24 protein-coding genes, 2 tRNA genes and 1 pseudogene are annotated in these 23,943 nt (G+C 70.3%); 14 read left to right on the top strand and 13 right to left on the bottom strand.

Annotated elements, in window-relative coordinates:
- Positions 1–202: 202 nt before the first annotated feature.
- A complete protein-coding gene (locus ABD998_RS01600; RefSeq protein WP_345435252.1) occupies positions 203–1,240 on the bottom strand; it encodes a TerC family protein in 1,038 nt (345 codons plus the stop codon).
- Between the two features lie 333 nt (positions 1,241–1,573).
- On the opposite strand from ABD998_RS01600, the gene ABD998_RS01595 reads away from it, so the two are divergent.
- From ABD998_RS01595 to ABD998_RS01560, 8 genes are all read left to right on the top strand, one after another.
- Positions 1,574–1,646, top strand: a tRNA-Glu gene (locus ABD998_RS01595).
- An 87-nt stretch (positions 1,647–1,733) separates the two neighbouring features.
- Entirely contained in the window at positions 1,734–2,363 is a 630-nt protein-coding gene (locus ABD998_RS01590) for an MBL fold metallo-hydrolase (protein ID WP_345435250.1), read from the top strand.
- A gap of 99 nt (positions 2,364–2,462) precedes the next feature.
- Positions 2,463–3,275: a shikimate 5-dehydrogenase gene (locus ABD998_RS01585; protein ID WP_345435248.1), complete on the top strand. Its 813-nt coding sequence runs from the start codon at positions 2,463–2,465 to the stop codon at positions 3,273–3,275.
- A gap of 33 nt (positions 3,276–3,308) precedes the next feature.
- The gene (locus ABD998_RS01580; protein ID WP_345435246.1) at positions 3,309–4,559 is read left to right on the top strand and encodes a CoA transferase; all 1,251 of its coding nucleotides are present in this window, start codon (positions 3,309–3,311) and stop codon (positions 4,557–4,559) included.
- A gap of 143 nt (positions 4,560–4,702) precedes the next feature.
- A complete protein-coding gene (locus tag ABD998_RS01575) occupies positions 4,703–4,912 on the top strand; it encodes a hypothetical protein (RefSeq protein ID WP_345435244.1) in 210 nt (69 codons plus the stop codon).
- Between the two features lie 54 nt (positions 4,913–4,966).
- A complete protein-coding gene (locus tag ABD998_RS01570) occupies positions 4,967–5,920 on the top strand; it encodes a LysR family transcriptional regulator (RefSeq protein WP_345435242.1) in 954 nt (317 codons plus the stop codon).
- 127 nt (positions 5,921–6,047) lie between these two features.
- On the top strand, positions 6,048–7,025 hold the full coding sequence (locus ABD998_RS01565) for a putative oxygenase MesX (RefSeq protein WP_345435240.1): 978 nt from the start codon (positions 6,048–6,050) through the stop codon (positions 7,023–7,025).
- Between the two features lie 28 nt (positions 7,026–7,053).
- A complete protein-coding gene (locus tag ABD998_RS01560) occupies positions 7,054–8,082 on the top strand; it encodes a methionine synthase (protein WP_345435238.1) in 1,029 nt (342 codons plus the stop codon).
- A 148-nt stretch (positions 8,083–8,230) separates the two neighbouring features.
- On the opposite strand, the gene ABD998_RS01555 is transcribed toward ABD998_RS01560, so the two are convergent.
- Positions 8,231–9,169, bottom strand: coding sequence for a DUF1998 domain-containing protein (locus ABD998_RS01555; RefSeq protein ID WP_345435236.1), 939 nt, complete (start codon positions 9,167–9,169; stop codon positions 8,231–8,233).
- Between the two features lie 34 nt (positions 9,170–9,203).
- Here ABD998_RS01555 and ABD998_RS17775 point away from each other — a divergent pair, with 34 nt between their 5' ends.
- Genes ABD998_RS17775 through ABD998_RS01545 form a run of 3 tightly spaced genes read left to right on the top strand, consistent with a single transcriptional unit; the run spans position 9,204 to position 10,840 of the window.
- Positions 9,204–9,596, top strand: coding sequence for a tyrosine-type recombinase/integrase (locus tag ABD998_RS17775; RefSeq protein ID WP_425562924.1), 393 nt, complete (start codon positions 9,204–9,206; stop codon positions 9,594–9,596).
- Positions 9,505–10,287, top strand: a complete 783-nt coding sequence (locus ABD998_RS01550; RefSeq protein WP_345435234.1) for a hypothetical protein — start codon at positions 9,505–9,507, stop codon at positions 10,285–10,287. The genes ABD998_RS17775 and ABD998_RS01550 overlap by 92 nt, the downstream gene beginning before the upstream one ends.
- Positions 10,274–10,840 (top strand): hypothetical protein, encoded by a 567-nt coding sequence (locus tag ABD998_RS01545; RefSeq protein WP_345435232.1) that lies wholly within the window; start codon positions 10,274–10,276, stop codon positions 10,838–10,840. The genes ABD998_RS01550 and ABD998_RS01545 overlap by 14 nt, the downstream gene beginning before the upstream one ends.
- A 126-nt stretch (positions 10,841–10,966) precedes the next feature.
- Here the strand turns inward: ABD998_RS01545 and ABD998_RS01540 are convergent.
- Positions 10,967–11,038: transfer RNA gene (locus ABD998_RS01540), tRNA-Gln, on the bottom strand.
- 91 nt (positions 11,039–11,129) lie between these two features.
- Positions 11,130–12,011: a LysR family transcriptional regulator gene (locus ABD998_RS01535; protein ID WP_345435230.1), complete on the bottom strand. Its 882-nt coding sequence runs from the start codon at positions 12,009–12,011 to the stop codon at positions 11,130–11,132.
- 144 nt (positions 12,012–12,155) lie between these two features.
- Here ABD998_RS01535 and ABD998_RS01530 point away from each other — a divergent pair.
- Both ABD998_RS01530 and ABD998_RS01525 read left to right on the top strand, forming a co-directional pair.
- Positions 12,156–12,497 (top strand): annotated as a pseudogene (locus ABD998_RS01530) (cupin domain-containing protein); the annotation flags it as partial.
- On the top strand, positions 12,481–13,269 hold the full coding sequence (locus tag ABD998_RS01525; RefSeq protein WP_345435228.1) for an alpha/beta hydrolase: 789 nt from the start codon (positions 12,481–12,483) through the stop codon (positions 13,267–13,269). The pseudogene ABD998_RS01530 and the gene ABD998_RS01525, both read left to right, overlap by 17 nt.
- Positions 13,270–13,327: 58 nt before the next feature.
- Here the strand turns inward: ABD998_RS01525 and gltX are convergent, their stop codons facing one another.
- The 6 genes from gltX to ABD998_RS01495 all read right to left on the bottom strand — a co-directional run bounded on the left by gltX (position 13,328) and on the right by ABD998_RS01495 (position 20,682).
- A complete protein-coding gene (gene gltX / locus ABD998_RS01520) occupies positions 13,328–14,836 on the bottom strand; it encodes a glutamate--tRNA ligase (RefSeq protein ID WP_345435226.1) in 1,509 nt (502 codons plus the stop codon).
- Between the two features lie 10 nt (positions 14,837–14,846).
- A complete protein-coding gene (locus ABD998_RS01515; RefSeq protein ID WP_345435224.1) occupies positions 14,847–16,079 on the bottom strand; it encodes an MFS transporter in 1,233 nt (410 codons plus the stop codon).
- Positions 16,076–16,843, bottom strand: coding sequence for a fumarylacetoacetate hydrolase family protein (locus tag ABD998_RS01510; RefSeq protein ID WP_345435222.1), 768 nt, complete (start codon positions 16,841–16,843; stop codon positions 16,076–16,078). Before ABD998_RS01510 ends, ABD998_RS01515 begins: the two co-directional genes overlap by 4 nt.
- Positions 16,844–16,914: 71 nt before the next feature.
- On the bottom strand, positions 16,915–17,997 hold the full coding sequence (locus ABD998_RS01505) for a branched-chain amino acid aminotransferase (protein ID WP_345435220.1): 1,083 nt from the start codon (positions 17,995–17,997) through the stop codon (positions 16,915–16,917).
- Positions 17,998–18,053: 56 nt separating this feature from the next.
- Positions 18,054–19,109: a 3-isopropylmalate dehydrogenase gene (locus ABD998_RS01500; RefSeq protein ID WP_345435218.1), complete on the bottom strand. Its 1,056-nt coding sequence runs from the start codon at positions 19,107–19,109 to the stop codon at positions 18,054–18,056.
- Between the two features lie 37 nt (positions 19,110–19,146).
- A complete protein-coding gene (locus ABD998_RS01495; RefSeq protein ID WP_345435216.1) occupies positions 19,147–20,682 on the bottom strand; it encodes an MFS transporter in 1,536 nt (511 codons plus the stop codon).
- A gap of 88 nt (positions 20,683–20,770) precedes the next feature.
- Here ABD998_RS01495 and ABD998_RS01490 point away from each other — a divergent pair, with 88 nt between their 5' ends.
- Positions 20,771–21,313 carry a TetR/AcrR family transcriptional regulator gene (locus ABD998_RS01490; RefSeq protein WP_345435214.1) on the top strand — a complete coding sequence of 181 codons (543 nt, stop codon included), beginning with the start codon at positions 20,771–20,773 and terminating at the stop codon, positions 21,311–21,313.
- 33 nt (positions 21,314–21,346) lie between these two features.
- Here ABD998_RS01490 and serA read toward each other — a convergent pair whose 3' ends face one another.
- The 3 genes from serA to ABD998_RS01475 all read right to left on the bottom strand — a co-directional run bounded on the left by serA (position 21,347) and on the right by ABD998_RS01475 (position 23,927).
- Complete coding sequence (gene serA / locus ABD998_RS01485; RefSeq protein WP_345435212.1) at positions 21,347–22,939, bottom strand: phosphoglycerate dehydrogenase; 1,593 nt, start codon at positions 22,937–22,939, stop codon at positions 21,347–21,349.
- Positions 22,940–23,070: 131 nt separating this feature from the next.
- Complete coding sequence (locus ABD998_RS01480) at positions 23,071–23,418, bottom strand: hypothetical protein (RefSeq protein ID WP_345435210.1); 348 nt, start codon at positions 23,416–23,418, stop codon at positions 23,071–23,073.
- A 5-nt stretch (positions 23,419–23,423) separates the two neighbouring features.
- Positions 23,424–23,927 carry a DNA polymerase III subunit gamma/tau gene (locus tag ABD998_RS01475; protein WP_345435209.1) on the bottom strand — a complete coding sequence of 168 codons (504 nt, stop codon included), beginning with the start codon at positions 23,925–23,927 and terminating at the stop codon, positions 23,424–23,426.
- Positions 23,928–23,943: the final 16 nt, after the last annotated feature.

The following is a 23,943-nucleotide window of genomic DNA, read 5'->3' as shown; positions in this document are numbered from 1 at the left end:
GGCCTACGACGGGACTCCGCGACGGGGGAAGGCCTAGAACAGGATCCCGTCGCGGCGCATAAGGAGGAGTCGGGCGCACCGCACCCTGCCAGCCTAGCAGGGTGCTCGTGCGCGACGCCTCATCGACGAGATGTGCGCAGACGGCCGCGGCGCGACGACCCGCCGCTGGGCAGATCGGCGCGCCGCGTCGGCGTCGGTGCGCTCAGTGCTTCGCGTCGTCGCCGATCGTGACGTCGGTCCCCTCGGGGCCCGTCAGCGTCGCCGTGCTGCGCTTCTCGCGAGCCGACGACACCAGGCTCGCGATGGTCGCGACGGCCATCGACCCGATGATGACGCCGAGCGACGTCCAGTTGTTGATCTCGGGGATCCATTCGATGTGGTGCCCGCCGTTGATGAAGGGCAGCTCGTTGACGTGGAGGGCGTGCATGACCAGCTTGACGCCGATGAAGGCGAGGATGAACGCGACGCCGTAGTGCAGGTACTTCAGCTTCTCGAGCAGATCGCCGAGGAGGAAGTACAGCTGGCGCAGCCCCATGAGGGCGAAGATGTTGGCCGCGAACACGAGGAACGGGATCTGGGTGATGCCGTAGATCGCGGGGATCGAGTCGATCGCGAACATGAGGTCGGTCACGCCGATCGAGATGAACACGATGAGCATGGGCGTGAGCATGCGCTTGCCGTTGACCGTCGTGCGCAGCTTCGCGCCGTCGTACTCGTCGCTGATGTCGATGAAGCGGCGGAGCGTGCGGACGATGAAGCTCTCGGTCTGCTGGTCGCTGTCGTGCTTCTCGGGCAGCGCCTGCTTGATGGCGGTGTACAGCAGGAAGGCGCCGAAGATGTAGAAGATCCAGCTGAAGCTCTCGATGAGCGCGGCGCCGAGGAGGATGAACGCCGCGCGCAGCACGAGCGCGATGATGATCCCCACCATCAGCACCTCCTGCTGGTAGCGGCGGGGCACCGAGAACTGGCCCATGATGAGCACGAAGACGAACAGGTTGTCGATCGACAGGCTGTACTCCGTGAGCCATCCCGCCACGAACTCGCCTGCGTGCTGCGCATCGCCGATCGCCCAGAGGATGCCCGCGAAGACGAGGGCGAGCGCGACGTAGAACACGACCCACAGCGTCGACTCGCGCGTCGAGGGGATGTGCGGCCGCTTCAGGATGATGAGCAGGTCGGCGACGAGGATGAGGGTCAGGATCACGAGGGATCCGACCTGGAACGCGACGGGGATGTCCAAAGCGCGTGGCCTTTCGGAGGGTCGGGGAATCGGCGAAAGTCTCTCCCCCGCGCGATGCGCGGCGCATGCCCGGGGCCTCGGATGCGAGGCCCGTGATGACGAGCAGACGTAGGCGGGATACTCCCCTTCGACCTCACAGGATACCCGCAGGGCGCCGTCCGCGGTGCCTGGAGAGGCACGGAGACGTCGGAGACACGGGAATCGGCGCTGATCAGGCAGACACGCGCGGGAAGGCCGCGGAGGGGGCCTCGATTTGGCCCGATCCGCGATCCCGTGTCATACTTTTCTGGTGCCCGGGAACGGGAACGAAACGAAAACTGAAGATCAGGTTACGGCCCCATCGTATAGCGGCCTAGTACGCCGCCCTCTCACGGCGGTAACGCGGGTTCGAATCCCGCTGGGGTCACCGTAACGAGAAGCCCGGTTCCGTCAGGAGCCGGGCTTCTCTCGTTGATGCGTCCCATGGGTGGATGCGCGGTGGTTGACTGGGCGCATGCGCGTCACGAAGCACGAACACGCCGCCCTCCGCATCGAGAAGGACGGGCGGACGCTCATCGTCGACCCGGGTGGATTCACCGCACCGCTCGACGTCGACGGCCTCGTCGCCGTCGTCGTCACGCACGAGCATCCCGATCACTGGACGCCCGACCACGTCGCGGCCCTGCGTGCGGCGGCTCCCGACGTCCCGATCTTCACCACGCCCGCGGTGGCGGCGCAGGTGCACGACGCCACGGTGGTCGCACCCGGCGACGTCGTCGACGCCGGCGGATTCCGCCTCGAGTTCTTCGGCGGCGTCCACAGCGAGATCCACTCCTCGATCCCGCTCGTCGACAACGTCGGCGTACTCGTCGACGACGCGCTCTACTATCCGGGCGACTCGTACGCCGTACCGGAGGGCCGGTCGGTCGCCCTCCTCGCCGCCCCGGCAGGCGCCCCCTGGCTGAAGATCGGCGAGGCGATGGACTTCGTCCTCGCTGTCGCACCGGATGCCGCCTTCGGAACCCACGACGCGACGCTGTCGGCTGCCGGGCTCTCCATGCACCGCGGCCGGCTGCGGTGGGCGACCGAGCAGGGAGGCGGCGCCTTCCACGACCTCGACCCGGGCGACGTCGTCGAGATCTGACCCTCGCGCGTGCGGGGCCCCGCCTACACGCAGGCGGGGATCGCGGCGTCGCCCGGTGCGCGTCCCGCGATCGGCGGCGGAGACGGGGATCATGGGGGCATGCCCATCCTCAACAAGGACATGTCCGTCTGCATCTCGCTCTCCGGACGGCCGTCGAACATCGGCACGCGCTTCCACAACGCGCTCTACGACGAGCTCGGACTGAACTTCGTCTACAAGGCGTTCACGACCGACGACATCGAGGGCGCGATCCGCGGCGTGCGGGCGCTGGGCATCCGGGGCTGCTCGGTGTCCATGCCCTTCAAGGAGGCGGTCATCCCCCTCGTCGACGAGATCGAGCCGTCCGCGGAGGCGATCGCGTCGATCAACACGATCGTCAATGACGACGGTGTGCTCACGGCGTCGAACACCGACTACGAGGCGGTCGCCGAGCTGCTCTCGACCCACGCCGTCGACACCGCCCTGCCCGTCCTGCTGCGCGGGTCCGGGGGCATGGCCAAGGCGGTGGTCGCGGCGTTCCGCGGCGCGGGGTTCGACGACCTCACCGTGCTCGCGCGCAACGAGATCGCCGGTCGCGCGCTCGCCGACGCCTACGGCTACCGCTGGGCAGCCGCCGAGCCGGAGCCGGGCGCCGCCGTCGTCGTCAACGTGACCCCGCTCGGCATGGACGGAGCCGACGCCGACGTGCTCGCGTTCGCCCCCGCCCACGTCGACGCCGCAGACGTCGTGTTCGATGTCGTCGCGTTCCCGTCCGAGACCCCCCTCGTGCGCGCCGGACGCGCCGCGGGGAAGCAGCTCATCACGGGCGCCGAGGTCATCGCGCTGCAGGCGGCACGCCAGTTCGCGCGCTACACGGGCATCACGCCGACGCCCGACCAGGTGGCCAGGGCCTCCGCGTTCTCGCGGGCCTGACGGGCACCGGCCCGCCCGTCGTACCCTGGCCGCATGGCCATCCTCATCCGGCGGTGGTGGGACGCGCCGCTCGACGTCGAGGGACTCGCGATCGACGCCGTCTCCGAGGTCGTCGACGCGGTCGCGCGACTCGTGCGCGCCCAGGGGCGTCGGACGGCGGTGGACACGACGTCCGAGCTCGTCCGTGCCGCGTTCGAGAGCGTCGAGCACATCCGCATCGGCGGACGCCCTCTGTCGCCGTGGGCCGAGATGTCGGGGTTCTTCCGAGCCGCCGACGGACACGTGCGTCTGCACGGCAACTACCCGCATCACGCCGACGCCATCCGGCGGACGCTCGGAGCGTCGTCCCGGTCGGACGTGGAGGCGGCCATCGGCGGGCGCCCTGCGCACGAGGTGGAGGACGCGATCGTCGCGGCCGGCGGCGTCGCGGCAGCCGTGCGGTCGCCGGCGGAGTGGCGCGACCACGCGCACGAGAGGGCGACGGGGCATGCGCCCTGGGCACAAATCGAGCCCGCGGGCATCCGAGCCGTCCCGCGATCCGACGACGCACCCCTCGCCGGCGTGCGCGTCCTCGACCTCACGCGCGTCATCGCCGGCCCCGCGTGCGCGCAGCTGCTCGCCTGCCTCGGCGCCGACGTCCTGCGGGTCGATCCGCCGCACCGCCCCGAGCTGCCTTGGCAGTACCTCGCGAGCGCCATGGGCAAGCGATCGGCCGTGGCGGATCTCGGCGTCCGCCGCGACGGGATCCGCGCCCTCCTCGACCGTGCCGATGTCGTCCTGCTGGGGTACCGGCCGGGCGCGCTCGACCGCTTCGGCCTCTCCCCCGCGCAGCTGGCGGCGGACCATCCCCGCCTCGTCGTCGCGGCGCTGTCGGCCTGGGGTGCGGACGGCCCGTGGGGCGCCCGCCCCGGGTTCGACTCGATCGTGCAGGCGGCGACCGGGATCGCCGTCGCGTGCGCGGACGCGGACGGCCGCCCCGGCGCGCTCCCCGTGCAGGCGCTCGACTTCGCGACGGGCTATCGGATGGCCGCGGGCGTCGTGGGCTTGCTGGCCGCCGGGCGCGCGGGGCTGGTGCGGACGAGCCTGGTGGGCGCGGCGCGCACGCTGCTCGCCGCCGGGCCGCCTCCTTCCGGGGGGAGTCGGAGCATGGACACCCCGCTCGTGACGGCGATGTCACCCGACGGACCGGTCGTGCTGCCGCCGCCGCCCGTGCGCCTCGACGGGGCGACGCTCGCCCGCGATGCGGGCGGCTACGGCACGGCGCCTCTCACCTGGGGCGGCTGAGGCGGCGCATGCCGCCGGCGCTCGACACGACCTGACAGCACGACACGGCCTGACAGCTCGACACGGCCTCGCGGCACTCTGGCGCGCGACACCCGGGCACGACCCTCCGGGGATATGTCCCCGGTGAGCCGCAGAATGGACACATGAAGCCGGAGGGGTGGGTGGTGATCGTGCTCGGCACGCTCGCCGCCGGGCTGATCTCCGTCGGCTATCTCGGCGCCATGGGGCGACTCGCGCCCGGCCAGACGGGTGGCACATCCCTCGTCCTCGTCCTCGTCGCCGTCGCCGCGATCGGAGCGCTGCTCTTCTCTCCCGAGGCACGTGCACGTCGCGCGCGCAGACGACGGCGATGAGCCCTCCCGCTATCGGCTCGACCCGCGAAACGCTGCATGAGATAGCTTGTGGCTATGGGTCGAGGCGACGCCGGGACGGCGAACGGCATCACGCTGCAGCAGTTGCGCTACTTCGTCGAGATCGCCGCGGAAGGCTCCATCAGCGCGGCCGCCGATCTGCTGTACGTCTCGCAGCCGACGATGTCCGCGGCGATGAAGGACCTCGAGCGCCGCGTCGGCCATCCGCTGTTCGTGCGGTCGGTGCGCGGTGTGACCCTCACAGAAGAAGGCGCGGAGTTCCTCGGATACGCGCGCCAGGTGGTCGAGCAGGCGGAGCTCCTCGAGCAGCGCTACCTCGGCAGGCCGCCGTCGCGACGCCTCCTGGCGGTGTCGACGCAGCACTATTCCTTCGTCGTCGACGCATTCGTGCGGATGGTGCGCGCGTCCGGCGCGGCGGAGTACGCCTTCACGCTGCGGGAGACGCGCACGTGGGAGATCATCGAGGACGTGCGCACCCTGCGCAGCGAGCTCGGCGTGCTCTACCGGAACGACTTCAACCGGAGCGTCATCGACAAGCTCCTGCGCGAGGCGGGGCTCGCGTTCACACCGCTGTTCGTCGCGACGCCGCACATCTTCGTGGCGCGGACGAACCCGCTCGCGACGCGCGACCGCGTGACGCTCGAGGATCTCGAGGACCTGCCGCGGCTCACGTTCGACCAGGGGGCGAACAACTCCTTCTACCTCGCGGAGGAGATCCTCTCCACCCGGTCGTCGGCGCAGGACATTCGCGTGAGCGACCGGGCGACGATCTTCAACCTCATGATCGGCCTCGGCGGATACACCATCTCGACCGGCATCATCTCCGATGACCTCGACCCGTCGATCGTCGCGGTCCCGCTCGCCGTCGACGAGCGGATCGAGATCGGATGGATCGGCCAGCAGTCGATCCCCCTCACCTCGCAGGCCGAGCGGTTCGTCACGGAGATGCGCGGCGTCGTGTCCGATTTCGGCGTCGAACTGATCGCATAGCCTCTGGCTATGTCTAGACGTCGCAGATCGTGATGGGGCTATGGGCGCGTGCTCTGCATACACTGGCGACCGCGACGCGGGGATCCCCTCCGCCGTCCCGCATCAGGAATCGAGGCACCGGGTCATCATGGCGACCGACTTCACGTTCAGCATCAGCACCACCCGCTTCGATGAGGACTACTCGCCCTCCGCCGGCTCGCGCATCACGACGAACTTCGCGAACCTCGCTCGCGGCGAGGGCCGCCGCGAGAACCTGCGGGGCGCGCTCGCGATGATCGATGCCCGCGTCAACGACCTCGCGGGCCATCCCGGCGGCGATCGCTACACGGTCGAGCTCGACATCGTGTCGGTGGATCTGCACGTCGACGCGGCAGGGCACGGAGCCGGCGTGCCGCTCATCGAGATGCTCGACGTGCACATCGTCGACACCGTCACGGGCGAGCGGACGCACGGCATCACGGGCAACAACTTCTCCTCGTACGTGCGCGACTACGACTTCAGCGTGGTCCTGCCCGCCCACAACGCGAACACGGCCGAGTTCGGCGCGCCGAGCGACTTCGGTGTGCTCCACGGCCTGCTCTTCCAGCACTTCGTCCAGTCGGAGGCCTATCGCGAGGCCTTCGCGCAGCCCCCCGTGATCTGCATCAGCGTCTCGACGAGCAAGACGTACCGCCGTATCGGCGAGCGCCATCCCGTGCTCGGCGTCGAGTACGAGCAGAGCGAGTACTCGATGACCGACCGGTACTTCGCGAAGATGGGCCTCGACGTGCGGTACTTCATGCCGCACGGCGCCGTCGCCCCGCTCGCCTTCTACTTCCAGGGAGATCTGCTCGCCGACTACTCCGATCTCGCGCTCATCGGCACGATCGGCACCATGGAGGCGTTCCAGAAGATCTACCGGCCGGAGATCTACAACGCCGTAGTCCCCGCCGGCGACGTGTACCGCCCGACGCTCGACAACGCCGAGTTCACGACGACGGGCATCGCGTACGACCGCGAGGAGCGCAGCCGGCTCGCGGTCACGCAGGGGAAGTACGCCGAGGAGCACTTCATGACGCCCTACCGCGACCTGCTCGACGAGTGGGCGACGAGCCGGGTCGGCTGACCGGACGACGAGACACGGAGAAACACAGATGACCGCACTGCTCCCCACCTCCATCGTCGGCAGCCTGCCGAAGCCGGCGTGGCTCGCCGAGCCCGAGAAGCTCTGGTCGCCCTGGAAGCTCGAGGGCGAGGTGCTCGCCGAGGGCAAGCACGACGCGCTGGGCCTCGCGGCGGACGACCAGGCTCTCGCCGGGCTCGACATCGTCAGCGACGGCGAGCAGACGCGCCAGCACTTCGTCACGACGTTCATCGAGCACCTCGACGGCGTCGATTTCGAGAACCGCGAGACGGTGCGCATCCGCGACCGGTACGACGCGAGCGTGCCGACCGTCGTCGGCCCCGTGAGCCGGCGGCGGCCCGTCTTCGTGGACGACGCGAAGGCGCTGCGTGCGCGGACGGACCGCCCCATCAAGTGGGCGCTCCCCGGCCCCATGACGATGATCGACACGCTCGCCGACCGCCACTACGGCAGCCGCGAGGAGCTCGCGTGGGAGTTCGCCGCCATCCTCAACCAGGAGGCGCGGGAGCTCGAGGCCGCGGGCGTCGACATCATCCAGTTCGACGAGCCCGCGTTCAACGTCTTCTTCGACGACGTGCGCGAGTGGGGTGTCGCGGCGCTCGAGAGGGCGGCCGAGGGGCTGCGCAGCGAGACGGTCGTGCACATCTGCTACGGCTACGGCATCAAGGCGAACAACGACTGGAAGGCGACGCTCGGCGACGAGTGGCGTCAGTACGAGGAGTCGTTCCCGCTCCTGCAGCAGTCGACGATCGACACGGTGTCGCTGGAGTGCCACCACTCGCACGTGCCGGTCGAGCTCATCGGGCTGCTGCGCGGAAAGAAGGTCATGGTGGGGGCGATCGACGTCGCGAGCGACGTCGTCGAGACGCCGGAAGAGGTCGCAGCGACGCTGCGGAGTGTGCTCCCCTACGTCGACGCCGACAAGCTGCTCCCCAGCACGAACTGCGGGATGGCCCCGCTCGCGCGCGAGGTCGCACGAGGCAAGATGGCGGCGCTCAGCGCGGGAGCCGCGATCGTCCGCGCGGAGCTCGCCGGCTGAGAGGGCGCGGCCGGGGCTGGCGGGTCCTCGCCGACCGCGGCGGGAGGGGCGCGTCGCGTGTGTCCGACCACCCCGGGTTCTACGATGTGCGTGGGCGCGGCGCGTCCGATCGCCATGCCCCATTAAGCTGCCGAGTTTCGCAAGCGGGTCAGAGGCCATGAACGCTGCCGAAAAAGCCCGGAACGGCTGGGCCGCTCGAGGTCGGGAGGTCGAGGAAGAACCGACGGTCGAGGAACCGGTTGGCCTTCTCGCACGAGGTCTCCGAAGCGAAGGAGCAGGTGTGGCAGGCCGCGCCGTGAAGGAAGTCCTCAGGGTCGGACGGCGTGCGTTGAGCGCAAACCGGGTCGGACGAGCATCGCGCGGCCCGACGCAATCCGGACAGCACGTTGCTCTGGAGCTTCGTCGGTTCTGAGAGAGCTACGAGGCCGCCAAGCGTTCCTTCGCTGTCGGACGCTGTCGTGCAGATGAGCAGCCCCGCCGCAGCCTCGCGCCCGGGCTCATCACGCCAGGCGTAGATGCGTTCGGTGAGACTGGCCGCGCCGTAGCCGGAGTACATCGCCAGCTCCCGGATGAGAATGTGCGACAGCGTATGAACGAGCCAGTAGCGCGGTGCGGGCATACGAATATCGGGATCCACCGCTTCGGCAGTCTCGGAGAAGCGACGGACGAAATTACGGCGGTGTGCTTGGACGTGGGCATCCCACAACGGGGCTCCCTCTATCTCTCGCTCCCACCGCGCGACAGCATCGAGGTCGAGCTGGAGGAAGATCCCTTCTCCTCGATCCTCGGTGGCAGGTACCCAGACGGGCTTGCCCGTCCGGGTGAGGTCAACCAGGCGCGAGGCGACGTCATGCACGCGATCCATCTCGTCGAGGCGAGTGAAGCCGAGGACAGCGTTCACCTTCTTCATCCTGTCCACGCCGACGACGCGGGTGAGGCGTGGATGCAGGTCAGCACCGCGCTGCTTCTCCGTGACCATGAGCCCTGTGTCGTTGTGCTGTTCGGGGAACAGAATCGGCTTCTGGATATAGCGCCACTCGGGGATGGGCGCGTTGCGGGACTGGCAGATGATCGTGGAGCCGCACATCCTGGTGGAGCTGTAGGAGCGACACATCCCGGCTGTGCGCTGGCACGACCTCCGACACTTCTACGCGAGTGCGTGCGCCTCGGCGGGCATCCCCATCGAGCGTGTCGCCAAGTACATGGGCCACGCCGACATCGACACCATGTATGAGCACTACCTGCACCTGTTCAGCGACGGCCACACCGGCGACGTGGCCCGCCTAGCCGCCGTGGCCAGCAGGAGCGTCGCACCGTCCCGCAGATCGGCGGTTAGGCTCGCCCGCCATTGGGGATCCCAATCCGCATGGCTTTGCCTCCTTGTCGATATAGTTGCCGCAAGAAGGGTTCAAGGAGGAAACTGTGGTCCCAATCAAGACGTCTGTCGAAGATGTCCAGAAGCTGCTGGGCTACCTCGGGAAGCAGATCGGGTGGGTCGATCAACCGAAGATTGAGAAGGTTCTTGGGTCTCTCGACGACCGCAAGATCGGCGCAATGGTTGAGTTTGGCCTGATCCTCCGAGACGGCGGGAACCTCCGTGCGACTGAACGCGGACAGTTGTTCAATAGTGACCAATCTGCCGCCCTGCGCGAGGTGCTGGCCCAGGTCGACCTTTATCGCGCAACTCTGGAGTGGGTTCACTACGGCAATCGAGCTGAAGCGACCGCCGCGGAGATAGGTCAGTATTGGGAGGCGTCCCATGCCGATACCCTCGGTGGACTCAAGGGCTCGACACTGAAGGATGGCGCGGTCACCTTTGGGCGCGTCGTATATGGGGCGGGCATCGGTACCTTCCTCGTAGGGCGCGGTGGTAAGGAGACTCGCACCACATTTGACCTGGCTGGCGTGGATGCACTCGTCAACGGCGCCACAACCGCTCTGGTGGCTGATAGCAATACCAGCGACCTGATTGTTCCTGCGAGTGCGACGCCCGCGGCTGAGGTTCCGGTCTCCGAGACAGTCACGAAGACGCTATCGTCCAACCCGACACCGTCACCCACGGTCTCTGTTTCGACCAGCCCCAGCGTGCACGTCAACTTCGAGATTCACATCGCCGCCGATGCCACCGCGGACACGGTGCGAGAGATCTTCAAGAACATGGCTCGCTACGTCCTCGACAAGCCCATCACAGATGACGCCGAGTGAGGACTGGTTACCGAATCTCGAAGGGCTCCGAGAGTTCCAGGAGGCCTATCGGCTGCCCGTAACCGACATCGCGCGGCAAGCCCCGACGCAGGCGCTCCATTCACTTCGAGAGGCCACAAGGAACGCTCCCGAGAGCTACCGACCGTATCTAGATGAGGCTGTGGACTGTTACGAAGCTGGCGCGTATCGCGGTGCAGTGCTCATGGTGTGGGCGGCAACTATTGAGCACATCTACTCGGTGATCGAGGGGCATCGCCAGGGGTTCAAGCTGCTCGAATCGGAGAACTTTAAGCGTTACGAGAAGGCGAGCTTCTACCGAAAGATCAAGAAGAAGAGCGATCTCCTGTACGTCAACGACGGGAATCTTCTGCTGATCTGCGAAGACGCCGGAGTGTTCAACAAGAACGCGCGCAGCATTCTCGATGATGCCTTGAGGACGAGGAACCGTTGCGGGCATCCGACCGGTTACGTCGTAGGTCGCGAAGAGGTCGTTGTGTTCATCGAGCGACTCATCAACAACATCATCAGCGGGGCGATGATCGACTGGAACTAGGCAGGCTATCCCCGCCAGTCACGTTCTCGTCGGAGGGAGTCCGGCGGGGATCGCGCGACCCGCGCCCATCAACGCAAGAGCCCCGGCAATCCGCCTTAAAGCGGAATCCCGGGGCCATCTGTCTTGCTGGGGTACCTGGACTCGAACCAAGAACAACTGAACCAGAATCAGCCGTGTTGCCAATTACACCATACCCCATGGTGTCCGCGGGCTTCCCCGCAACGAAGATCAAGCTTACCCGACGCGACGGGACCCGCCAAACCGGGCCGGAGCGCATGGCGTGTCGCCCTCACGTCGCCGCCCGGCGTGCCGCGTCGACGAAGAGCGCGACGGCGCGATCGCTCCGCCCCCGCCTCCTGCTCACGAGGATCGGAACGGGCTCGATGTCGTCGATCGGCACGCACGCGAGACCCGGGCGCCGGTAGTGCGTGGCGACCGACTCCGCCGCGATGTTGACGCCGATCCCTGCGGCGCACAGCTCGAGCAGCCCCTCGACGTCGTCCGCGACGCCGGCGACCCTCGGGCGGGCCCCGCTCGGCCGCGGGTCGACGAGCCACCACGCGCGCACCGCGTTCTCGGCGGCACCCACCACGACGAACGGCAGGTCGTCCGTCTCCCCGATGCCGACCGACGCACGCGCGGCCAGAGGATGATCGTCGCGCACGACGAGCACGCGCCGCTCGGTCGCGATGTGCTCCGACACGACACCGCCCTCGTCCGCGCCCGACGGGGGTGCGACGACGACGTCGACGAGGTCGTCGCGCAGCGCCTGCGCGCCGTCGAAGAACCCCAGCCGCACGACCTGCACCGACAGTCCCGCCTCGGCCGCCACCGCCTCTGCCAGCGCCCGGCTCACGACGGGGCCCGCGCCCGCGGCGACGACCCCGACCCGCAGCACCCCGCGCGACGGAGCGGCCGCCGCCCACTCCTCGACCGCCGCATGCGCGCGACGCGCCTCGCGCGCGAGGGGAAGCAGCTCCGCACCTCTCTCCGTGAGCGACACCGACCGCGGCGACCGCTCGAAGAGCCGTGCACCGACGACGGACTCCAGGCGCGCGATCTGCTGGCTCAGCGTCGGACCCGAGATGCGCAGGGCGGCCGCGGCCCGCGCGAAGTGTCCGTGCTCGGCGACCGCGACGAAATACTTCAGCTGCGTCGCCGTCACCTCCATGCCGCAATGTTAGCCGCTGACTAACCCGCATGCGATGCTCGCACGTGGACCTCAGCCGTCGACCGGCTCGAAGCTGGGAGGGCTCCATCCACCCCGACAAGGAGGTCACCGTGTCGAACGACGCCCCCGCCATCCCCAGCGCACTTCCACGCGCTCACCCATGAGACGTTCTTCGTGCTGGAGGGCGCCATCCGCCTGTGGATGGACGACGGCACCGGGTTCCGCGAGACGCGCATCCTCGAGGCCGGTGGCTTCGGCTTCGTGCCGAAGGGCACCATCCACTCGTACCGCATCGAGAAGACGGGCCGCATCTTCGGCGTGACGAGCGCCCCCTTCACCGATTTCTTCCGCGCCGTCGGGCGGCCCACCGACATCCCCGGCATCCCCGAGCCCGACCGCTTCCACATCCCCTCGTTCGCGCAGATGGCCGCCGCCGGCGCAGAGCACGACGTCAACTTCGTCGACGGCTATGAGCTCTTCGACTGAGCGCGTCGTGCGGGACGTCGTCTTCGACACCCGCCCCGGGTTCCGCCCGCTCAGCCTCGACCTGCACCTGCCGGCCGCCGATGGCGCACCCGTCATCGTGTTCGTGCACGGCGGCGGATGGCGCGTCGGCAGCAGGCGCATGTTCTGCCCGACGTTCGCGGTCGAGGACGGCTTCCCGCGGCTCACCGCCGCCGGCTTCGCCGTCGCATCGGTCGACTACCGGCTGTCGGGCGAGGCGGTCTTCCCCGCGCCGCTCGACGACGTGACGGCGGCACTCACGTGGGTCAGAGCTCGCGGCGCCGACCACGGCATCGACCCCGCGCGCATCGTAATGTGGGGCGAGTCGGCGGGCGCGCACCTCGCGGCGCTCGCCGGCCTGACGGATGGCCCTGGCGTGCGAGGCGTCGTGGACTGGTACGGCCCGAGCGACCTCCTCGCCTTCCCGGCGCCGCGCGCCGACGAGGAGCGACCGACCCGCGAGGAAGCACTCATCGGCGGCATCGTCGCAGAGAGGCCCGAGGCGGCGCGGCTCGCCAGTCCCGCCCTCCGCGTGCACGCCGGCGCGCCGCCCTTCCACATCGCCCACGGCACGGCGGATGACGCCGTGCCGTTCGCGCAGAGCGAGGAGCTGCACGCGGCCCTCGTCGCGGCGGGAGTGGATGCGGAGCTTCTGCGCGTGCCCGGCGCGGGCCACATGTGGCGCGGGCTCGAGGATCCCGATGCGGTCCTCTCCCCCGCTCTCGCCTTCGCCCGCCGCGTCGTCGGCGCCTGACGGCGCGGAGCGGCCGTCCGAGGAAGGCCCCGGCGAACCGGGGGCCTTCCTCGGACCGTCAGCCGATCTTCGAGACGAGCGCGCCGAGGCGGCGGAGCGACTCGGTCTTGCCCAGCAGCTCGATCGACTCGAACAGCGGCGGCGACACGCGGCGACCGGTGATCGCGACGCGCGGGGGGCCGTAGGCGACGCGCGGCTTGAGCCCGAGCCCCTCGACGAGAGCGCCCGCGAGGGCATCCTGCACGGCCTGCGCCGTGAACCCGCCCTCCGGCACGACCTCGAGGGCCGCGACGCACGCGTTCAGCACCACGCCGGCGTTCTCGGGGAGCCCCGCGACGGCGTCCTCGTCGTACGTCACGTCGTCCGCGAACAGGAAGCCGATCATCCCGGCTGCGTCGCCCAGCAGCGGGAGGCGCTCCTGGATGAGCGGCGCGGCCGCGGCGAGCAGCGCGCGCTCCTCGGCGGCCGGCTCGGGCGACAGCACGCCCGCCTCCTGCAGGTACGGCACGAGACGCGCGGCGAAGTCGTCGGCCGCGAGCATGCGGATGTGGTCGCCGTTGATCGACTCGGCCTTCTTCTGGTCGAAGCGGGCCGGGTTCGGGTTGACGTCGGAGATGTCGAACGCGGCGACAAACTCGTCGAGCGAGAACACGTCGCGGTCGGCCGAGAGGGACCAGCCCAGCAGTGCGAGGTAGTTCAGCAGACCCTCGGGGATCATCCCCTTCTCGCGCTGCAGGAACAGGTCGGCACGCGGGTCGCGCTTGGAGAGCTTCTTCGTGCCGTCGCCCAGGACGAGGGGCATGTGCCCGAACCGCGGGATGAACTCCGTCACACCGGCATCGACGAGCGCCCGGTACAGCGACAGCTGGCGCGCCGTGGACGGCATGAGGTCCTCACCGCGCAGCACGTGCGTGATGCCCATGAGCGCGTCGTCGACGGGGTTCACGAACGTGTACAGCGGGATGCCGTTGGGGCGCACGATGACGAAGTCGGGGAACGACCCGGCAGGGAACGTCACCTCGCCGCGGATCAGGTCGACGAACGTGAGATCCTCGTCGGGCACGCGCAGCCGCAGCGCGGGCTGCCGTCCCTCGGCACGGAATGCGGCCTTCTGCTCCGCCGTGAGGTCGCGGTCGAAGTTGTCGTAGCCGAGCTGCTTCGCGCGTCCGGCCGCCTCGTTGCGGGCATCGATCTCCTCCGCCGTCGAGAAGCTCTCGTACACGAGGCCCGCTGCGACGAGCCTGTCGAGCACGTCGCGGTAGATGTCGTGGCGCTGCGACTGCCGATAGGGCGCGTGCGGTCCGCCGACCTCGACGCCCTCGTCCCAGTTGATGCGCAGCCAGCGCAGCGCGTCGAGGAGCTGCCGGTAGCTCTCCTCGCTGTCGCGTGCGGCGTCGGTGTCCTCGATGCGGAAGACCAGCTTGCCGCCGTGGTGGCGGGCGTAGGCCCAGTTGAACAGGGCCGTGCGGACGAGGCCGACGTGGGGCAGGCCGGTGGGCGACGGGCAGAAGCGCACGCGCACGTCGGCGCCGGTGGCGGTCGTGGTGCGGGGATCGGGAGCAGACATCGTCCCCAGTCTAATCCGCGGCGATCCGTCCCCACGGGGAGAGCACCGCCGTGACGGCCACGAGAACGAGCGCCAGGAGCGCGAGCACGCCGTAGCCCCACTGGCCGAGCACGACGCCGGCGAGCACGGAGCCGACCGCGGCGCACGCCGTCATGAGGGTGTCGCTGACCCCCTGCCTGCGGGGGCGGATGGCCAGAGGGCTCGCCTCCGTGAGGAGCGCGGCGCCCGCGACGGTCGACGCGCTCCAGCCGAGGCCGAGGAGGACGAGCGCGACGACGACGGCCGCGGGCTCCTCGGGCCAGATGGCCGCCGTCACGAGGGCGGCCGCGAACACGGCCTGCCCGAGCACGATCACCGCGACCCGCCCCATCCGGTCGGCGAGGCGGCCGAAGACGGGCGAGAGGCCGTACATGCCGAGCACGTGGAGCGAGATCGTGAGGCCGACGAGGAGCGAGACGCCGTCCGCCGCGTGCGACAGGTGCTGCAGATGCAGCGGCGTCATCGCCATGACGGCGGCCATGACCACGTGCGAGGCGGCGACAGCCGCGATCGCATAGCGCGCGGCGATCGGATGGTCGCGCTCGCGCCGTGGCCCCGGCTCCGCGCCGGCGTCGCGCGCCAGGCGCTGCGCCGTGAGGAGCGGATCGGGTCGCAGCGCGACGAGGTAGAGCACGAGGGCCGCCGCCTGCGCGGCGATCGAGAAGAGGTACGCGCCCGTGAGGGGCGGCATCCCGATCGCCGCGCCGATGGCCTCGCCAGGGGTGAGGAGGAGAGGTCCTGCCACGCCGCCGACCGTCGTCGACCAGACCACCGTCGCGAGGTCGCGCGCCCTCCGCTCACCCGTCGAGAGGTCGGTCGCCGCGAAGCGCGACTGGAGATTGCCGGCATTGCCTGCGCCGATGAGCACGATGCCGACGAGGAGCAGGGGGAACAGGCGCACCCCGGCCGCCGTGATGACGAGCGCGATGCCGGCGAGCGCGAACGCGTTGCCCAGCGTCAGGGCGACGCGCCTCCCCCGCGCGCCGGCGAGCCGCGCGAGCGGGATGGCGCAGAGCGCGGCGCCGAGGGTCACCGACGCCGTCGCGAAGCCGGAGAGGGCGTCCTCGCCCGAGATGTCGGCGGCGAGGAGCGCGCCGAGCGAGATCGTCGCGCCGAAGGCGACCCCGCCGAGCACCTGCCCGAGCGACAGCACCCGGACGACGCGCCGCTGCAGCTCCGCGACGTCGGGCGCTGCGGCGCTCACACGGCGTCTCGGGCGGTGTTGCGGAGGATGCCGATGCCCGGCACCTCCACCTCGATGACGTCGCCGGCCGCGAACGGCCCGACGCCCGCCGGCGTCCCCGTGAGGATGAGGTCGCCCGGGAGCAGGGTGAACGCGGCGGACGCGTACTCGATGATCGTGGGCAGATCGAAGATCATGTCGCTGAACGGCGCCTGCTGCACGACCTCGCCGTTGAGCCGCGTCGTGATGCCGCCGTTCGCGAGATCGAACTCCGTCTCGATGGCGGGGCCGACGGGGCAGAACGTGTCGAAGCCCTTCGCGCGCGCCCACTGCCCGTCGGGCTTCTGCAGGTCGCGGGCGGTGACGTCGTTCGCGATCGTGAAGCCGAACACGACGTCGAGGGCGTCCTCCGCCTTCACGTTCTTCGCGATGCGGCCGATGACGGCCGCGAGCTCGCCCTCGAAGTGGGTGTCCTGCGTCTGCGGCGGGCGCACGATCGAGTCCCCCGGGCCGATCACGGAGGTGTTGGGCTTGAAGAACAGCAGCGGCTGCTTCGGCACCTCGTTGCCGAGCTCGGCGGCATGGTCGCGGTAGTTGCGACCCACCGCGACGATCTTCGACCGGGGGATGACGGGCGCGAGCAGGGCGACGTCGGCGATCGGGACGCGCACGCCGGTCGTCTCGTACCCGGCGAACATCGGATCGCCCGCGAGGACGACGAGCTCGGACCCGTCCACGATCCCGTAGGTGATGGCGTCGTTGTGGCTGAACCGCGCGATCTTCACCCGCCCAGCCTAGCCGCGACACGGCGACGCCCGCCCGGGAGGGTCTCCCGGGCGGGCGTCGCCGTGCGTGCTCAGGCGTCGAGTCGCGTCAGCCAGCCGCGCGTGTCCTCGCGGCGGCCGTACTGGATGTCGGTGAGCTCCTGCCGCAGCGACAGGCCGAGCTCGCCGATGGGCTGCGCATCGTCGAACCCTGCGCCCTTGAGGGCGCCGATGGGCGTGACGACGGCTGCCGTGCCGCAGGCGAACACCTCGGCGATGTCGCCCGATGCCACGCCTTCGCGCCATTCCCGCAGCGACACGGCGCGGCGTTCGACGGCGTGGCCGCGGGCCTCGGCGAGCTCGAGGAGGGAGTTGCGCGTGATCCCGTCGAGGATGGTCTCGGATGCGGGCGTCACGAGGGTGCCGTCCTTCTTCACGAACACGATGTTCATGCCGCCGAGCTCTTCGATGTTGCCGTCGGCGTCGAGGAACACGACCTGGTCGCACCCCTGCTCGTACGCCTCCGACTGCGGCAGCAGGCTCGCGGCGTAGTTGCCGCCCGTCTTCGCCGCGCCCGTTCCGCCCTTCGCCGCGCGGGCGTAGTTCTCGCTGAGCCAGATCGAGACCGGCTTCACGCCGCCCGTGAAGTACGACCCCGCCGGGCTCGCGATGAGGTAGTACGCGTACTTGTGCGCCGGGCGGACGCCGAGGAAGGCCTCCTTGGCGAACATGAACGGACGCAGGTAGAGGGTCTGCCCCTCCCCTTCCGGCACCCAGGCGCCGTCGACGGCGATGAGCTCGCGCAGCGACTGCAGGAAGTACTCCACGGGCAGCTCCGGCATCGCGAGCCGTCGCGCGCTGCGCTGCAGGCGGAGGGCGTTCTGCTCGGGCCGGAAGCTGTAGATGCCGCCGTCCGCGTGGCGGTACGCCTTCAGCCCCTCGAAGATCTCCTGTGCGTAGTGCAGCACGGCCGCGGCGGGAGACAGGCTGATGGGGCCGTACGGCTGCACGCGCGGCCGGTGCCATCCGCCCTTCTCCGACCAGCAGATGTCGACCATGTGGTCGGTGAAGACGGTGCCGAAGCCGGGGTCCTCGAGCAGCTGCGCGCGCTGCGCGGGCGATGCGGCCGCGAGGTTCCTCGTCACGGCGAAGTCGAGTGCGGTGGTGTCGGTCATGAATGTGTTCCTGTCTGCACGGTGCGTGTTCTGCCGTGTGGGCTCAGCCGGGGCTGTCAGCGGATCGTCTGCACGCGGGCGGCGATCGCGTCGCCGATCTCGGACGTCGAGCGGGCGCCCGACCGTGCGGCGATGTCCTCCTCGATCGCGCGCGATACGCGATCCGCCTCCTCTCGGAGGCCGAGGTGGTCGAGGAGGAGCGCGACGGAGCCGATCGCCGCGGTGGGGTCGGCCTTCTGGGAGCCCGCGATGTCGGGGGCGGAGCCGTGCACGGGCTCGAACATCGAGGGGAAGGCGCCGTCGGGGTTGATGTTGCCCGAGGCTGCCAGGCCGATGCCACCGGTGACGGCGCCGGCCAGGTCTGTGAGGATGTCTCCGAAGAGGTTGTCGGTGACGATGACGTCGAAGCGACCCGGGTTCGTGACCAGGAAGATCGTCGCGGCGTCGACGTGCAGATAGTCTACGGCCACGTCGGGGTGCTCCCCCGCCACCTCGTCGACGATCCGCTTCCACAGCGAGCCGGCGTTCACGAGGACGTTCGTCTTGTGCACGAGCGTGAGCCGCCTGTCGCGGCGCTCGGCGAGGTCGAACGCGTACCGCACGACGCGCTCGACGCCGTACGCCGTGTTGACGCTCGTCTCGTTGGCGACCTCGTGGGGCGTGCCCTGACGGATGGCGCCGCCGTTGCCGACATAGGGCCCCTCCGTGCCCTCGCGGACGACGACGAAGTCGATGTCGCCCGGCTCGGCGAGCGGCCCCGCCTGCCCCGCGTAGAGCTTCGACGGCCGGAGGTTGACGTAGTGGTCGAGCGCGAAGCGCAGCCGCAGCAGCAGCCCGCGCTCGATGTTGGCGTCCTTGAGGCGGGGGTCGCCCGGCACACCGCCGACGGCGCCGAGGAGGATCGCGTCGTGCCGGGCGATGGCCGAGAGGTCGTCGTCGGTGAGGGTGTCGCCCGTCTCGAGGAAGCGGCCGGCGCCGAGCGAGAAGCGGGTCTTCTCGAAGGAGACGTCGCCCCCCGCCGTCACGGCGTCGAGCACCTTCTCGGCTTCGGCGATGACCTCGGGGCCGATCCCGTCGCCCGGGATGACGGCCAGTTTCACGACGCGCGGCATTGCTCTCCTTCGGCAGTTCTCATCCGCCGCGCGGGGCTCAGCGCGGAGCGCGGTCGCGGCGTCCTCCCAGGGTAGTCGCCGCGATCGCCATCGCCAGCACGACGAGGCCGGCGCCGATGAGCGAGGTCACCGTGACGCCGCCGTCGAACGCCGCGGCGGCGGCCGCCTGCAGCGCATCGCCCGTGGTGCCGCCGATCGTCTGCGCCGCGTTGACGGCGCCCGCGAGGGTCTCCTGCGCGTGAGCGGCCAGCTCTGCGGGCACGCCGTCCGGCACGACGAGCGCGCCCCGATACCACGCCGTGAGGATGCCGCCGAGGATCGACGTGCCGAGCACCGCCCCGAGCTCGTAGGCGGTCTCCGACACCGCGCTCGCGGCACCCGCCTTCTCGACCGGCGCGTTCGCCAGGATGAGCTCGCCGGACACGGTCTCGGCCGCGCCGATCCCCGCGCCGAGGAGCGCGAAGCCCACGACGAGCATCCCCACGTCGTGGGCGCCCGCGAACGCCACGATGAGGTACGCCGCGAACGAGAGCACGAGCGCGACCGGGATGACGACGGATGCCCGAACGCGCCGGGCGATCGGCGTGACGGCGAACCCGCCGGCGATGGAGGTGACCGCCCCGGGGAGGAGCGCGAGGCCCGCCTCGATCGGGCTCAGCCCCACGATCATCTGGAGGTGCTGGGAGACGAAGTAGAGGAACCCGACCATCGCGATGACGCTGAACAGGTTGACGAGGAGCGAGCCGCTGAACGCCGCGCGTCGGAACAGCGACATGTCGAGCATCGGCTGGGCCATGCGCCGCTGACGCCGCACGAAGAGCCATCCGAACATCCCGCCGATCGCGAGGGGGAGCACCCCCGCGGCACCGTGGACGGCGATCTCCTTGATGCCGTAGGCGACGGGCCCGAGCGCGAGCATCGACAGCACGATGCTCGCGACGTCGATGCGGCCGGGGTGCGGGTCGCGGCTCTCGGCGACGAGGAACGGCGCGAGCACGAGCAGGAGCACGAGCATCGGCACGGCGAGCAGGAAGACGCTCTGCCACGGGAAGTGCTCGATGAGGAAGCCGCCGACGATGGGGCCGAGCGCGCCGCCCGCGGAGAACATCCCCGCCCAGACCGCCACGGCGATGCGCCGCTGGTCGCGGTTCGGGAAGATCGACCGCAGCAGCGACATGGTCGACGGCATGAGCGTCGCGCCGAAGAGGCCCATGCCCGCGCGCGCCGCGATGAGCCATCCCGCCGTCGGCGCGAACGCCGCGAGCACCGACACGGCGGTGAAGCCGACGGCGCCGATGAGCAGGAGGCGCCGCCGGCCGAACCGGTCGCCGAAGGAGCCCATCGTCACGAGCAGGCCGGCGAGCACGAGCGAGTACGCGTCGATGATCCAGAGCTGCTCGGCAGCCGTCGGCTCGAGGTCGCGCGCGATCGCCGGGAGCGCGAAGTTGAGGATCGTGTTGTCGATCGACACGAGGAGCACGGGGAGCATCAGCACGGCGAGCGCCGCCCAGGCGCGCCATCCGACGCGCTCGTGCGCGATCGGGGTCGTGGTCGTCTGCGTCGTGGTGCTCATGTCGCCATCCGTTTCTATACCGTCCAGATGGTACAGTAATTGGGATGGCTGTGCACCTGCTGAGCGGCGACATGAGAGGCTCGTCCACATGAGCCGACCGCCCAGGGCCCGCGACAAGGTCCTCGACGCGTTCGAGGCGATCCTCATCGAAGACGGCGCGCGCGCCGCCACGCTCGACGCCGTCGCTCGACGGGCAGGGGTGTCGAAGGGCGGCCTGCTCTACCACTTCGGCTCGCGCGACGCGCTCGACACGGGTCTCCTCGACCGCCTGCACGCGCTCGCGGCGCAGGACCTGGAAGCCATGCAGACGGCCCCGTCCGGCCCCGTCGACTACTTCCTCGCCACCTCAGGTCATGTCGGGAGCCCGTTCGACCGCGCCATCTCGGCGGCGGGCAGGCTCGCCCACGGCGGCAGCGCGAAGGCGACCGCCGCACTCGCCGAGCTTCGGGAGGCATGGGCCGACGCCATCCGCCCCCATGTGCGCGACCAGGCGGCGCTCGACCTCGTGCTGCTCCTGAGCGACGGGCTCTACATCAACTCGGCGCTGCTCAACGACGTGCCGGGGCCGGTTCCGACGGGCGCGGCGCTCGACGCGCTCATCGCGCTCGTGCGGACGGCGACGCGCCCCTGAGCCGGAGCTCGGGGGCGCGTCGCGGTCGGACGATCAGACCTCGGAGATCTCGATCTGGCGGATGACCGACGCGTCGATCGCGGCGCCCACCTCGGCGAGCAGCTCGTCGGGCACGCGCGAGTCGACCGTCAGGACCGAGAGCGCCTGGCCGCCCGCCTCGCGGCGTGCGATCTGCATGCCCGCGATGTTGATCCCCGCCTCGCCGAACCGCTGCCCGTAGACCGCGACGATGCCGGGGCGGTCGGTGTACAGCATGACGACGTGGTGGCGGTCGATCGGGACCTCGACCTCGTGGCCGTTGATGCCGACGATCTTCTGCACCATGCGCGTCCCGGCGAGCGTGCCCGCCACCGTGAGCACCGTGCCGTCGGAGAGGGCTCCGCGCAGGATGGTGATGTTGCGGTACTCGGGGCTCTCCTTCTCGACGATGAGACGCGTCTCGATGCCGCGCTGCTCGGCGAACAGGGGGGCGTTGACGTAGGAGACGTTCTCGCTCACCACGTTCGAGAGCACGCCCTTGAGCGCCGCGAGGCGGTACACGCTCACGTCGTAGTCGGCGAGCTCGCCGCGCACCTCGATGTCGAGGCTCGTGAGCGCCGAGGTCGCGAGGCCGCTGAACACCTGGCCGAGCTTCTCGACGAGCGCGATGCCGGGGCGCACGAACGGGTCGATGACACCGCCGGCGACGTTGACCGCGTCGGGGACGAGGTCGCCCTCGAGCGCGAGCTTGACCGACTTCGCGACCGAGACGCCCGCCTTCTCCTGCGCCTCGTCGGTCGACGCCCCGAGGTGCGGCGTCGCGACCACGTTGGGGAGTCCCGTGAGCGAGGTGTCGGCCGGCGGCTCGCTCGTGAAGACGTCGAGGCCGGCTCCCGCGATCTCTCCTGCCGCGAGAGCCCCCGTGAGCGCCGCCTCGTCGATGAGGCCGCCGCGGGCGACGTTCACGACGTACGCCGTCGGCTTCATGGCCTTCAGCTGCGCCGCGCCGATCATGCCGGTCGTCTCGGGCGTCTTCGGCATGTGGATCGTGAGGAAGTCGGCCTGGGCGACGAGCTCGTCGAGGCTCAGCAGCTCGACGCCGAGCTGCTGGGCGCGCGCCGAGGTGACGTAGGGGTCGAAGGCGACGACGCGCATCCCGAAGCCCTGCATGCGGGCGGCGACGAGCGCGCCGATGCGGCCGAGGCCGACGACGCCGAGCGTCTTCTCGAAGAGCTCCGTCCCCGTGTACGCGCTGCGCTTCCACTCCCCCGCCCCGAGCGAGGCGCGGGCGGCCGGGATGTGGCGGGCGAGGCTCAGGATGTGCCCGCACGTGAGCTCGGCGGCGGAGATGATGTTCGACGTCGGCGCGTTGACGACCATGACGCCGGCCGTCGTCGCGGCCTTGATGTCGACGTTGTCGAGGCCCACGCCCGCGCGGGCGACGACCTTGAGCTTCGGCGCGTGCGCGAGGGCCTCCTCGTCGACCTTCGTCGCCGAGCGGATGAGGATGGCGTCGGCGTCGCTCAGGGCGTCGAACAGGGCGGGGCGGTCGGTCCCGTCCACATGGCGGATGTCGAAGTCGGGGCCGAGCGCCTCGATCGTTGCGGGGGACAGTTCTTCGGCGATGAGCACGACGGGCTTCGGCACGGGTGGATCCTTCGATGCGTATGTGCGCGGGCGCGCGGGGGCGGGGCTGCGCGCCACACGCCGTGGGGGCGCGACGGCCCCACTCTATCGGAGGGCGGCGGCACGACCCGACGCGCGGCGGGGGATGACGCTCAGACGGCGAGGAACGCCGTCGACGCGGTGTACGCCTGCGCGTTCATCCAGTAGACGGCCGTGAGCATGAGTCCGCCCGCGAGGAGGAGGGCGAGCGCCGCGCCGCCGCGGCGCATCCCCGCGAACAGCGCGACGAAGAACAGCACGACGGGGACGGCGATGGCGAGCACGAGGACGACGGCCGCCATCGGGGTGAGCGAGGTGCCGTACTGGCTCGCGATCTGCGCGTAGAGCACGAGGTACGACACGCCGCTCCACACGGCGTACGCGTAGAGCAGCCCGAACGCGCCGGCGACGACCGACACGACCCAGACGGGCGTGCGCTTCTTCGGGGTCTCCACGGCCATGCGCGTCACGCTCCCACCACGATGAACGACCCGGACATGAGGAAAGGCCACGGCACGAGCACGACGGCGCCCGCGAGCAGGAGCACGATGCGCTTCCAGGTCGCCGCGCGGCGGGTCAGGACGAGGACCGCCGCGAACCAGGCGGCGGGCGTCGCGATCGCGAGCCACATGCTCGCCTGGAACATGACGTCGGCCACGGCGTCGGTGCCCGACTGCACCCACGCCGCGAGGCGTGTGGTCCCGAGGACCCATCCGATCGTCCAGAAGAGGTAGACGCCGCCGAGCAGGCCGAGGGAGACCAGGGCGACGTTCCCGAGACCCTGTGCCGGGGCCGGTTCGGCTGCGGCCTCCTCGGGAACCGTCTCGCTGCCGGCGCCGACCGCGCGCCATCCTGCGGGCAGAGCCGGTGCGTCGTCGGACGCGCCGGTCGCCGGCGTGTCGCCGCCGGGGCGGAGGGTGGGGTCGTCGTCGCCCTCCCAGGAGAGGGCGTCATCTTCGCGCGACGGCATGCTGCCAGCGTACAAG

The sequence above is a fragment of the Microbacterium gilvum genome, from assembly GCF_039543865.1.
GTDB lineage: Bacteria > Actinomycetota > Actinomycetes > Actinomycetales > Microbacteriaceae > Microbacterium > Microbacterium gilvum.
This window is presented reverse-complemented; position numbering and strand designations above follow the sequence as displayed.

Excerpts from the sequence above, each read along its gene's own strand:
- ABD998_RS01590 (WP_345435250.1), top strand. The coding sequence starts at position 1,734 with ATGCGCGTCACGAAGCACGAACACGCCGCCCTCCGCATCGAGAAGGAC.
- ABD998_RS01585 (WP_345435248.1), top strand. The coding sequence starts at position 2,463 with ATGCCCATCCTCAACAAGGACATGTCCGTCTGCATCTCGCTCTCCGGA.
- ABD998_RS01580 (WP_345435246.1), top strand. The coding sequence starts at position 3,309 with ATGGCCATCCTCATCCGGCGGTGGTGGGACGCGCCGCTCGACGTCGAG.
- ABD998_RS01575 (WP_345435244.1), top strand. The coding sequence starts at position 4,703 with ATGAAGCCGGAGGGGTGGGTGGTGATCGTGCTCGGCACGCTCGCCGCC.
- ABD998_RS01570 (WP_345435242.1), top strand. The coding sequence starts at position 4,967 with ATGGGTCGAGGCGACGCCGGGACGGCGAACGGCATCACGCTGCAGCAG.
- ABD998_RS01565 (WP_345435240.1), top strand. The coding sequence starts at position 6,048 with ATGGCGACCGACTTCACGTTCAGCATCAGCACCACCCGCTTCGATGAG.
- ABD998_RS01560 (WP_345435238.1), top strand. The coding sequence starts at position 7,054 with ATGACCGCACTGCTCCCCACCTCCATCGTCGGCAGCCTGCCGAAGCCG.
- ABD998_RS01555 (WP_345435236.1), bottom strand. The coding sequence starts at position 9,169 with ATGTGCGGCTCCACGATCATCTGCCAGTCCCGCAACGCGCCCATCCCC.
- ABD998_RS01545 (WP_345435232.1), top strand. The coding sequence starts at position 10,274 with ATGACGCCGAGTGAGGACTGGTTACCGAATCTCGAAGGGCTCCGAGAG.
- ABD998_RS01535 (WP_345435230.1), bottom strand. The coding sequence starts at position 12,011 with ATGGAGGTGACGGCGACGCAGCTGAAGTATTTCGTCGCGGTCGCCGAG.
- ABD998_RS01525 (WP_345435228.1), top strand. The coding sequence starts at position 12,481 with ATGAGCTCTTCGACTGAGCGCGTCGTGCGGGACGTCGTCTTCGACACC.
- gltX (WP_345435226.1), bottom strand. The coding sequence starts at position 14,836 with ATGTCTGCTCCCGATCCCCGCACCACGACCGCCACCGGCGCCGACGTG.
- ABD998_RS01505 (WP_345435220.1), bottom strand. The coding sequence starts at position 17,997 with ATGACCGACACCACCGCACTCGACTTCGCCGTGACGAGGAACCTCGCG.
- ABD998_RS01500 (WP_345435218.1), bottom strand. The coding sequence starts at position 19,109 with ATGCCGCGCGTCGTGAAACTGGCCGTCATCCCGGGCGACGGGATCGGC.
- ABD998_RS01495 (WP_345435216.1), bottom strand. The coding sequence starts at position 20,682 with ATGAGCACCACGACGCAGACGACCACGACCCCGATCGCGCACGAGCGC.
- ABD998_RS01490 (WP_345435214.1), top strand. The coding sequence starts at position 20,771 with ATGAGCCGACCGCCCAGGGCCCGCGACAAGGTCCTCGACGCGTTCGAG.
- ABD998_RS01480 (WP_345435210.1), bottom strand. The coding sequence starts at position 23,418 with ATGGCCGTGGAGACCCCGAAGAAGCGCACGCCCGTCTGGGTCGTGTCG.
- ABD998_RS01475 (WP_345435209.1), bottom strand. The coding sequence starts at position 23,927 with ATGCCGTCGCGCGAAGATGACGCCCTCTCCTGGGAGGGCGACGACGAC.